This window comes from Enterobacter sp. Bisph1 (assembly GCF_000814905.1).
Lineage (GTDB): Bacteria > Pseudomonadota > Gammaproteobacteria > Enterobacterales > Enterobacteriaceae > Kosakonia.
In genome coordinates, this window is the sequence record NZ_JXAG01000035.1 from 287758 (window position 1) to 298569 (window position 10812).

The 10812-nt window shown below is 47.5% G+C and carries 9 protein-coding genes; all 9 read right to left on the reverse strand.

What is annotated here, in order from left to right:
* Nucleotides 1-52: 52 nt before the first annotated feature.
* On the reverse strand, nucleotides 53-775 hold the full coding sequence (gene sdiA / locus RW65_RS10640) for a quorum-sensing transcriptional regulator SdiA (RefSeq protein WP_039056695.1): 723 nt from the start codon (nucleotides 773-775) through the stop codon (nucleotides 53-55).
* Nucleotides 776-1047: 272 nt separating this feature from the next.
* Nucleotides 1048-1800, reverse strand: coding sequence for an L-cystine ABC transporter ATP-binding protein TcyN (gene tcyN, locus RW65_RS10645; protein ID WP_039056696.1), 753 nt, complete (start codon nucleotides 1798-1800; stop codon nucleotides 1048-1050).
* Nucleotides 1797-2465 carry a cystine ABC transporter permease gene (gene tcyL / locus RW65_RS10650; protein ID WP_039056697.1) on the reverse strand — a complete coding sequence of 223 codons (669 nt, stop codon included), beginning with the start codon at nucleotides 2463-2465 and terminating at the stop codon, nucleotides 1797-1799. The genes tcyN and tcyL overlap by 4 nt, the downstream gene beginning before the upstream one ends.
* A gap of 21 nt (nucleotides 2466-2486) precedes the next feature.
* Nucleotides 2487-3473 carry a D-cysteine desulfhydrase gene (gene dcyD / locus RW65_RS10655; protein ID WP_039056698.1) on the reverse strand — a complete coding sequence of 329 codons (987 nt, stop codon included), beginning with the start codon at nucleotides 3471-3473 and terminating at the stop codon, nucleotides 2487-2489.
* 108 nt (nucleotides 3474-3581) lie between these two features.
* Nucleotides 3582-4382, reverse strand: a complete 801-nt coding sequence (gene tcyJ / locus RW65_RS10660; RefSeq protein ID WP_039056699.1) for a cystine ABC transporter substrate-binding protein — start codon at nucleotides 4380-4382, stop codon at nucleotides 3582-3584.
* 83 nt (nucleotides 4383-4465) lie between these two features.
* Complete coding sequence (gene fliZ, locus RW65_RS10665) at nucleotides 4466-5017, reverse strand: flagella biosynthesis regulatory protein FliZ (RefSeq protein ID WP_039056700.1); 552 nt, start codon at nucleotides 5015-5017, stop codon at nucleotides 4466-4468.
* Nucleotides 5018-5079: 62 nt separating this feature from the next.
* Nucleotides 5080-5799, reverse strand: coding sequence for an RNA polymerase sigma factor FliA (locus tag RW65_RS10670; RefSeq protein ID WP_007371523.1), 720 nt, complete (start codon nucleotides 5797-5799; stop codon nucleotides 5080-5082).
* 288 nt (nucleotides 5800-6087) lie between these two features.
* Complete coding sequence (locus RW65_RS10675; protein WP_039056701.1) at nucleotides 6088-9759, reverse strand: glycosyltransferase; 3672 nt, start codon at nucleotides 9757-9759, stop codon at nucleotides 6088-6090.
* A 219-nt stretch (nucleotides 9760-9978) separates the two neighbouring features.
* Nucleotides 9979-10812 (reverse strand): flagellin N-terminal helical domain-containing protein (locus RW65_RS10680; RefSeq protein ID WP_039054656.1); only part of this gene is annotated, 834 nt, incomplete at its 5' end.

Consider the following 10812-nt stretch of genomic DNA (forward strand, 5'->3'; position numbering starts at 1 on the left):
GGCTGCCAGCAAAACGGGCAGCCGGTGCACGCTATTCGGTGAGGTTAGCGAATTAAATCATCCCCGTCGCAGCTGCATAGCAGGCAATCTGCGTTTTATTTGGCGCGTTAAATTTCTTTTGCATATTTTTTTGATGGAAATTAACGGTGTTTTCGGAAATAGATAAGATAATGGCAATTTCCGCCGAGGTCTTACCTTCCGCCGTCCACTTGAGGATTTCGCGTTCGCGCTTACTGAATTTCATTTCCGGCGCCAGCACAGTATGGTCTTCAAGACGGGTCAATGTGAGTAAACTCAACTGCACCAGCGTTTGTAAGCGCAGCTCAATTTCATCATCCGCCATCATTTTGCCAAGCAGGCTGGTGCGCGAGACGGACAAAAAGCCCATCGCATGATTAGGCAGCATCAGACATTGCGAAATACCTTTGCGTAATCCGTGATCCCGCGCCGCATCCCACAATACCATCGCATCATTAAACAGTGCGTCATTCCATGGCAAATGTCCCTGAATGAAGTTTTCCGCCTTCAATACGGGATCAATAACAAAATAATTCTCTGCCTGATAATGCGCCATCCATGCGTGCGGATAAGAGGTTTCTACGCTCAGTTTCGGCCGGGTGAAAGGCACCGGATGGCGAATGCAAAGCGAAAAATAATCGAATTCCAGCAGCTGTGTTTGCCGCTGTAACTCTGAATAAACATCTTTAGCCGTTGTTATCTCCTGGAACCGCAACATCATGTCGCGACGCCAGGTAAAGAATTCAAGTTCCTGCATACCGACCGGTAATACCCCTGACTTTAATAATCATTATTTTGTATACATTAAGCTAACACATAAAACTTAATTATTAATATAAAATATCGATACGGACGGAAATAAGTTGTGTTTAACACCAGCGTTAACGGCATCATTAGTAGGGAATAATGGACAGGCGTTTATGACAGGAAAATATCCGTCCTGCTCACTGCGGGTATTATTCAGACACGGTTTTGACTTAAGTGAAATTAACGTGATTCAGCCATGATGTGGGCTGAATCACGTTGGCTTTACTGCATAAGGAATTTTTCCAAAAACTGACGCGTGCGTGGATGCTGCGGATCGGCAAACAGCGCTTTCGCCGGCCCCTGCTCAACAATGCGTCCCTGATCCATAAAGATTGCCCGATCGGCAACGTCGCGGGCAAAACTCATCTCATGGGTCACAATCACCATAGTGCGTTTTTCCTGCGCCAGCTGGCGAATGGTATTCAGCACTTCACCCACCAGCTCAGGATCGAGGGCCGACGTTGGCTCATCAAACAGGATCACATCCGGACGCATGGCCAGCGCACGGGCTATCGCGACGCGCTGCTGCTGCCCGCCGGATAAACGTCGCGGGTAGCTGCTCTCTTTGCCACTCAATCCAACTTTAACCAGCAGTTCGCGCGCGCGCCCTGCGGCCTCTTCCTTGGGTTCGCCTTTAACAATCACCGGCCCTTCAATAATGTTTTCCAGCACCGTGCGGTGCGGAAACAGATTGAAATTCTGGAATACAAAACCGACCCGCTGGCGTAACAGACGAATAGCGGCTTTTTGCTGGCTGAGGGGACGCGCATTATCAATATCGATATCGCCGACGCGAATCGTGCCGCTGTCGGGCTGTTCCAGCAGGTTTATACAGCGCAAAAAAGTGGTTTTACCGGAACCGCTCGGCCCGATAATCGCCACCACTTCCCCCTGCTTCACCTCAAGATCAATACCGTGCAGCACGGTCTGCCCATGGAAGGTTTTCACCAGGTTTTTCACGTCGATAGCACTCATTTAGGGTCACGCTCCTGACGGTTAAGCTGGTTCTCAAAATAGTTTTGCAGGGTGGAAAGGACCGTCGCCATCACCCAATAGATCAGGGATGCCGCCAGGTACATAGTGAACACTTCCAGCGTACGGGAGGTTACCAGCTGCGCCTGGCGAAACAGCTCCGGCACCTGAATGGTGGCAGCAAGGGAGGTATCTTTAACCAGGCTAATAAAACTGTTACTCAGCGGCGGAAGCGCCACGCGCGCCGCCTGCGGCAGGATCGCGCGGCGCAAGGTCTGCCAGCGTGTCATGCCGATACTGGCCGCCGCTTCCCACTGACCTTTATCAATGGACGAGATTGCCGCGCGCAGGGTTTCCGCCGCATAAGCCGCCGTATTCAATGACAGGCCAATCATCGCTGACGGGATAGGATCCAGCTCAATGCCAAACTGCGGCAGGCCGTAATAGATCATAAATAGCTGGGCGATAAGCGGCGTACCGCGAAAGATAGAGATATAAAAACGCGCCAGCCAGCGAACCGGCAGCAGCGACGACATGCGCATCAACGCCAGTATAAAGCCCAGCAGTAGACCAAAAAACATACCGCCAATGCTGAGTTGCAGCGTAAATACCGCGCCCTTTAACAGATACGGCGCGGAGTCGATAACCAGTTGAAGACTCTCTTGCATTATTTTTGCTCTGCGAGAAGGTTAAACATGGGGATGATAGGCAAACAGCGCCGGCGCACCGCCCGTATGGATAAACAGAATCGGCCCGTTATCTTTAAAACGATGCTGTTCAATACCATCCAGCAAGCCGGCCATCGCTTTTCCGGTATAAACCGGATCGAGCAAAATCCCTTCCAGCCGGGCCAGCAGTTTGACGGCTTCCATGCCTTCCTCATTCGGCGTGCCGTAGCCGGGAGCAAAGTAATCATCCCAAAGCGTAATATCGGCCCGGGCCGGTACGTCCAGCGCCTGGGCTATCTCCTGCTGCAGCGTGACCACTTTCGGTTTTTGATCCGCAATACTTCTTGATACCGTAACGCCGATAAGCTCAACCTCGGGCATCAGATGTTCAAGGCCGACCGCCAGCCCGGCGTGAGTACCGGCGCTACCGGAAGCAACAATCACTGACGAAAGCGCCACCGCCCCTTCACACTGTTGGGCTATCTCCAGCGCGCTTTCAACATAGCCCATCGCCCCCAGCGCGTTTGACCCGCCAACAGGGATCACGTATGGGCGAAATCCCTGCGCTTCAACGCGGGTTGCCAGTTCTTCCAGTTGCGCGGCGGGATTGTTTAGCGCATCGCACATTTCAATTTGCGTATCAAACAGGCCAAGCAGCAAGCGGTTACCGTTGGTCAGATAGTTTTCAGCAGTGGTGCCAATCGGATTTTCCAGTAGCGCAACGCAGTGCAGCCCGAGTTTCGCCGCTACCGCCGCCGTCTGGCGCACATGGTTAGACTGAATCGCCCCGGCGGTAATCAGCGTATCCGCCCCTTCGCGCAGCGCGTCGGCGGCCAGAAATTCGAGTTTGCGCAGCTTATTACCGCCCATCGCCACCGGCGTGACATCGTCGCGTTTGATAAAAATTTCGCGCCCCAGATAGTCGGAAAGCCGCGGCAGATACTCCAACGGTGTCGGTGCGCCAATCAGTTCGAGGCGCGGAAAGCGGGTTAAATTGTGCAACGGCATACAACCTCCGAAAATCGGCTAACGTAAGCAAGGGTGTTAATTATGCATGCTAACCCGGCTTAAATAAAAAAGGCGCTTGATTAAGCGCCTTTTTTTAGCGGGTCACGATTACTTCGTGACGTCCGCGCCAAACCATTTTTCCGACAGCGTTTTCATGGTGCCATCTTTTTGCATATCGGCAATCGCCGCGTCGATAGCTTTTAGCAGATCCTCGTTGCCTTTACGCACCGCAACGCCGGCTTCCTGACGTGAGAAGGCGTTACCCGCTACCGCCAGCGTATCTTTCGTTTTCTTCACCAGATCCAGCGCGGCCAGGCGATCCACCAGAATGGCATCAATACGGCCTACGCGCAGATCCTGATATTTGGTCGGGTCATCGTCATAGGTGCGAATATCAACACCCTGCACGTTCTGGCGCAGCCACTCTTCATAGTTGGTGCCCAGACCGACGCCCACTTTTTTGCCTTTCAGGTCCGCCGCAGATTTAATCCCTGCTTCGTTCCCTTTTTTCACCAGCGCCTGAATACCGGAAACGGTATAGGGCGTTGAGAAGTCGTATTTTTTCTTACGCTCATCGGAGATGGTCACCTGGTTAATCACCACATCGATGCGTTTTGAGTCCAGCGACGCCAGCATGCCGTCCCATTTGGTCGGCTTGAGGGAGGCTTTCACCCCCAGGTGCTGCGCCAGCGCTTCGGCAAATTCCACTTCAAAACCGGTCAGCTTGCCATCGTCGCCCTGGAAACTGAACGGCGGGTAAGTCCCTTCAAGTCCCACCAGCAGCGTGCCGCGCTCTTTAACTTTATTCAGCAAGTTTTCCGCTGCGAAGGTTTTCACGCTCATGCCTGCTACCAGCGCGACAGCCATCACACCCATCAGCGCCTGACGTCCCAAAAGTGCTAGTTTCATAGTTACCCCAGTCAAGTAATTGGCTGTAGTGTAAGATGCCTGCCAGTAAGTACAAGCACCACTCAGCTACAACTTATTCCTTTTTAATATATATCAGATGTTGCGCCGACCGCGATTTTTTGCACCGGGGCAAACCGCATCTGGCTTTTAAACTGCGCATATTTGCGTAACGCAATCCGATAGTTATTAGTGCTGGTGGTGGGTAACCACGGTTCCAGATTTTCGTCGAGGAACCCGTCTTCCAGCAGCTCACGGGAGATATTAAGGGCGCTGAGATGGTTGCCGAGGCGGCGCAAACGCACGACATATTCGCGTACGGTACCGTGGCTCATCTCGGTTTGTTCGAAGAGATATTGTTTAAAACCGATGATATCAAAGAAGTCGCTCTGCTCTTTGCAGTGCAGATCGCCGCAGAAACGACAGAGTGCAACCCACTCTTTTTGCTCGAGTTGCCAGGCCGCCTCATCCAACAGCATATCCAGGCGTGAAATCGCGATTTTATTCACGATTTCCCCCCGACGTACCAGCGTGATGCGATCAAGCAGCTTGTGGCAATGGGCGCAATGCGTTTGGCTGTGTTTAAAGTCTTTTAGGTAGCGGCTTAGAGGCCGTCTTTTTGGTTGCTGCACCGTCATGATAACTCCTGGTTGTCAACGCGTTGTTCAGCATTTACCAGGAGCGGTGCAGAATCACCGACCTATAACTTACCCAGCTTGGTACGTAAGCGCTTGATGGCCTGACTATGAAGCTGGCTCACTCGTGATTCCCCGACTTCCAGAACGGCGCCAATCTCTTTGAGATTGAGTTCTTCCTGGTAGTACAGTGTCAGGACCAGCTGTTCACGCTCCGGCAGCGATTCAATCGCTTCCATAACCCGGTGACGTAAATTGCTTTCCATTAACTGGAATAACGGGTTTTCCTGTTGATGATCGTCAGTCACCAGCTCGATACTGTCGCCGTGCTCTTCTCGCCATTCATCATAGGAGAAAAGCTGGCTATTATTGGTATCAAGCAGCATCTGACGGTACTCCTCTACAGGAATTCCAAGACGCTGCGACACTTCCGTCTCCGTCGCGTTACGCCCCAGTTCTTGCTCAAGTTGCCCCATCGCCTGCGCCACTTCGCGGGCATTACGCCGAACGCTGCGCGGCACCCAATCGCGGCTGCGCAATTCGTCCAACATAGCGCCACGAATACGCTGTACTGCGTAAGTGGTAAATGCTGTTCCTTGCAGAGCGTCATATCTGTCCACTGCATTCAGTAGACCGATGCCGCCCGCCTGTAGCAGGTCGTCCAGTTCCACACTCGCCGGCAAACGCACCTGTAGGCGCAATGCTTCATGCCGCACAAGAGGTACATAACGCTGCCACAGCGAGTGTTTATCCATTACACCTTCAGCGGTATAGAGAGAATTCACGATAAACAGCCCTGCGTTAATGAGTTATCGGCATGATTATCCGATTCTGCAGTGGTTTTAATCGGGGGAATAGGCCACAAAAAAGACGTGTTTTTGTAGACAGCAGCGTAAAATGTTAAATAAACACAACTTTGAAAAGCAAAAACAGCGAGTTAATTAAAATAAAAAAACTGCACATTTGATCTTGAAAACGGAAAAAGTTTGCTACATGAAATAAAAACGAATCGTACAAAAGAGTTAGTACGATTCGTTCCGGCAAGTTAACTTAATAGATTGCACTGCCGTCAATCAGCTAGTCCAGGCATCATTCCAGGTCTTTAAAAGCGCGCCTTCAAGCATCCAGCGCTCAAAAATTGCTTCTCTAAGCTTATCTCCCATAACCGGGAGAGTATCCGGATTATGGATATGATCTTTTAGAGCATTAACCCATTGTGTGAACTCGTTTTTTACTAATGTCACAGGTAAGCCGCATCGGTAAGGCTCTATATCCGTGCATATTACTGGAATGCCACATGCGCCTAGTTCAAGCAAGCGTAAGTTACTTTTACAGACATTAAACTGATTCATCTCCAGGGGGACCAGAGCCAAATCAAGGTCGAGACTAGCAAGCTTTTCTGGATAAACCTGGATAGGTACCCCTTTATGGTATTCACACTTAATTCCTTCAGGCTGCATCCCCATAAATACCCACTGTATTTCATTTTCAAACGCTTTCATCAGAGGTTTGAGGATGGACAAATCCCCGGCATGAGTTGCGCCTCCAGCCCAGCCGACACGTAATTTTTGACCCACCCGCCGGCGCGATTTGAGGTTCCCCCATATTTCGCGAGGTAAGCCGTTAGGTGCGACTACTACGGAGTCTGAAAAACGGAAAAACTCTTCTGCCAACGCGGGCGTAGAGACCACGATTCTGTCCGCCAACTGGCAATCTTTGCGGATATCTTTAATAATATCCTGTTTAATTAAATTACGGACCGCACTGCGCACAGGAATGTTAGGTGAATAATCATCATAATCAAGTACTATTTTTGCATCTGTAAATTTTTTTATTATTTCAATATAATGTGCAAGTCCCCGACGCGCGCCAGGTTGAACAAGGATGATGTCAGGATTAAATTCGGCAAGATCAGGAATCTTAAGAAAAGTATCACTTGCCCCGCCTTCTATATATAACTCATTAGATAACGCGTTAAAGGGATGGATAACACGATAATATCCGCAACCATGCCGATCAATATTATTGGCAATGACGACTGGGAGTGGTCGTCCCGGAAGACTACCATGCACGTCTGCGAGGTATGGCGATAATTCGAATCCAGGCGAATGCCGACTTAAATTTCGGTTATAAGCAGGATCTGAATGCAATGAAGGAAGCCATTTTTCATATAACCGCTCTTGCAAACTCGCATCGCTTTCACGATAACTGCCAGAAGCAGTCTGCAGACATACGACTCTGACAGAAGGTACAAATACGTGACAATAACCGTTTTGTGACAGCCTCAGCGCAAGATCCACTTCGCTATAACCCGCAGCAAAATCGTTAGAATTGAATCCAGACAGTTCCAAAAAAACATTTTTTCGAACTAATAAACATTCATGCGTTAATGCACTAATGTTATTAGCGAGCTGTAATCGGTTCAGATAACCAGCGGCAGCAGTGGATTCACCTTCGAATATTCTACCAACACTTCCATTCATTCCCAGTACCATGCCGGCACCAATGACCCTGGCATCTTGATCGATAATTTTCGGTCCAACCAAACCTATTTCTGGGCGTACAAAATAAGCTACAAGCGACCTAAGCCAGTCAGACTCAACAATTAACATATCCGGATTCATAAAGACAACAATATCACCTTGACTTTCATGAATAGCCATATTATTCATGGCTGGCCAGCAGTATTCACCATGCCATTCAAGAATTTTAATCTGCGGTATGTCCAGATCAGCTAATTTTTGAAGGTACTTTATTACTTCCACACTTAAGCCATTATGGAAAACAAGGACAACTTCAAAGGCAATGCCTTCAGTTAATTCTAAAACCTTCTCAACACAAGCGCTCAAAGTCTTAACATCATCATTCGCAATGATAATAATTGAAGCTGTCTGACCTGGAATATATTTATATTTAACATTCAATGAAAGATTATGATTGATATATACTGTTTCAATTGTCGCATTTATATTGAGTTTAAGTAGATGCTCACTCACCAATTTTTCATAATGATTTATATTACAATTATTTAGCCAAGAAAGGCTTGATGTTTTAGTCCGGTAACAGACTTTACTGATATGCCCAATAGCCTTAAGCCCCTGCTCCTCGATAAGATTAATCAACATCGAGATGGGTAAAAACTCGCAATAATGTTCATTAAAAGCGCAGGTTGTATTTAATGATGCGACATCAAATGCAAGCATTTTACCGATATAGGGATAACTTCTTAATAAATCGATATTAATGTCGGGCTTCAATAGTGGATGAGATTTACCTTCACCATCATAAACTTCCTCATCAAAATAAAATGCTTTTATATGAGGTTGTAACGCTTTTACTTCAGCTATATCAAGCAAAGTATGAGTGAAAAGGATGTCGCCAGCTTCAATAAACAAAACCACTGCTGATTTCACTTCTAAAATAACTTCATTCAATTTCACATCGAGGCGACTACGTTTTGCTTCATTAATAACCTCAACATATTGCTTCCCAGTAGAATCAATCTGAAGTAACCAAGTTTTATTGACTTTATATTGCTGATTAGCTATGCTCGACAGCGTGGCCTGAACATCTAACTCATCTTTCGTACAATCAATAATAATATCTATGGGAATTAATGCGTCATTTTTCCTTAGGATATACTCTACTGAGTCAAGACGTTTTTGACTATCCTGGACAGAACTGTACCATTTACTGTATGACCATTTAGGCTCGGCTAACTTTCTTAATTTTTTATTATGCAAACCTATTTCACGGCTAATAGTTTCATTGAATTGGACAAATGAAGTATTTGTATCTAAATCTAGTAATTCAGATATTTTTTCATTCAAATTCCAGCGACGTACAAAACTATCATGATTGGCCACAACGAAATCACATGCTTCCTCATAGCCTGAGATAATTTCTTTACATATCTCGTCGCCACTATATTTATTTTTTTTCGCACGACCAGAAAAATTATAGTAGTGAGACTGGTCGAAATTTTTAGAGCTAAGATAACCATCTCCACCATAGATATCATAAATATATACCGGAACACCAGCAATTAAAGAATATTGTACCATTTTTCCACTTGTAATGACCAAGTCATATTTACTGATCAATTCAGGTGTAACTCTAAGTTGCATATCACTTTCACCGACGAGCACACACTCAATCCCTTGTTCTTCAAGGGTTTTTATTGTAGCGTCAAGCTCAGGGGGGCGGTGATGAGATATAAATAATGCTTTCTTCAATTCTAATGAGGGTATTTCAGCGTCAGCAGAAATAAAACCCTCGGGTACTGGGTTATCAAACAATGTGATTTTTTGAGAATTAATTCCTTTTTCAACTAATGCATCTCGGCATTCATAAGAGACAGCTATGATGCGATAAGCTATGTCATTTTCGGGTATACCCGAAAGCGGCAAGTCAAGCGTTAAAAAGGATGACATGTAATTAAAAATTAATCGCGTATGGATTCCCTTTTCATGGATGTACTCACGTAACCATGTATTTATTACACAATGCTGCAACCACACGATATCGTAATCCCAGTTAAAGGGATAATGATCATCATCAGTGAGCAATAACCGCTCCTGGTGATTTAGTTGAAGGAATAACTGTTCAAACTCGCCGCCGATTAGGTGCGTAAAAACATCAACATGCCAGCCCTGCTCAAGAAAATATTCAGTTATTTCCAATGTTGCGATTTCACATTCATGAAGCTTTTCGAGGTGGTTGGCGGTGATAAGAATCCGGGGCATATTTTTTCCCTTGGCTTAGTAAGATGTACCGCAGACAGCGCATCAATAGGTTTTCAAACCTCCACTGTAACCGATAAAACTAAATTCAAATTCGAAAATTCGAGCATAAAATGCAGTTATTCTTGCGGATTAAACCACGCAGACAAGCTGTTTAAAGCCATTAGTAATAGTAAAAAAAAGCGCCGACAAGCGGCGCTTTTATGACAATGCATTGTGCGATTAACGCAGCAGGGACAGCATGGTCTGCGGAACCTGGTTGGCCTGGGCCAGTACGGAAGAACCGGCCTGCTGCAGGATCTGCGAGCGCGACATGTTCGACACTTCCGTGGCGTAGTCAGAATCCTGAATACGGCTGCGGGCAGAAGACAGGTTGTTCACCGTGTTGTTCAGGTTGGTGATGGTGGATTCGAAACGGTTCTGAGACGCACCCAGCAGGCTGCGCTGAGTATCTACCGCTTTAATGGCATCATCGATAGTGGACAGCGCACCTGTGGTTACAACCGGGGTACCTGAAGTGCCTGTTGGGGTCAGGACATCAAAACCGCTCGCTGTTACCTTACGATCACCTGAAGCTACGTTAGCATTCCCTGTACCAGCCGTACCCGTTGCATTGTACAGGTTCCATTTAGAGCTGTCGTTCATGGTGATACTGATGGTTTCACCATCTTTGGAGCCGACCTGGAAATCAAAGGTTTTAGCCGCAGTGTTTTTCAGGATTTTGGTGCCGTTGAAGTCAGTCTGTGAATTCACGCGGTCGATTTCGGCCAGACGCTGGTTAACTTCAGCCTGGATGGAGTCGATATCGCTTGCAGAGTTAGAGCTGTTCTGCGCCTGAACGGTCAGGTCACGCACTCGCTGCAGGTTGTTGTTGATTTCGCTCAGCGCACCTTCAGCGGTCTGCGCCAGAGAGATACCGTCGTTAGCGTTACGTGCAGCAACGGTCAGGCCATTGATGTTAGAGGTAAAGCGGTTGGCAATCGCCTGGCCAGCAGCATCGTCTTTGGCGCTGTTGATACGCAGACCGGAAGACAGACGCTCAATAGACGTACCCAG

Bases quoted from the DNA above. Each gene is read 5' to 3' on its own strand.
- sdiA (WP_039056695.1), bottom strand. From the start codon at position 775: ATGCAGGAACTTGAATTCTTTACCTGGCGTCGCGACATGATGTTGCGG.
- tcyN (WP_039056696.1), bottom strand. From the start codon at position 1,800: ATGAGTGCTATCGACGTGAAAAACCTGGTGAAAACCTTCCATGGGCAG.
- tcyL (WP_039056697.1), bottom strand. From the start codon at position 2,465: ATGCAAGAGAGTCTTCAACTGGTTATCGACTCCGCGCCGTATCTGTTA.
- dcyD (WP_039056698.1), bottom strand. From the start codon at position 3,473: ATGCCGTTGCACAATTTAACCCGCTTTCCGCGCCTCGAACTGATTGGC.
- tcyJ (WP_039056699.1), bottom strand. From the start codon at position 4,382: ATGAAACTAGCACTTTTGGGACGTCAGGCGCTGATGGGTGTGATGGCT.
- fliZ (WP_039056700.1), bottom strand. From the start codon at position 5,017: ATGACGGTGCAGCAACCAAAAAGACGGCCTCTAAGCCGCTACCTAAAA.
- RW65_RS10675 (WP_039056701.1), bottom strand. From the start codon at position 9,759: ATGCCCCGGATTCTTATCACCGCCAACCACCTCGAAAAGCTTCATGAA.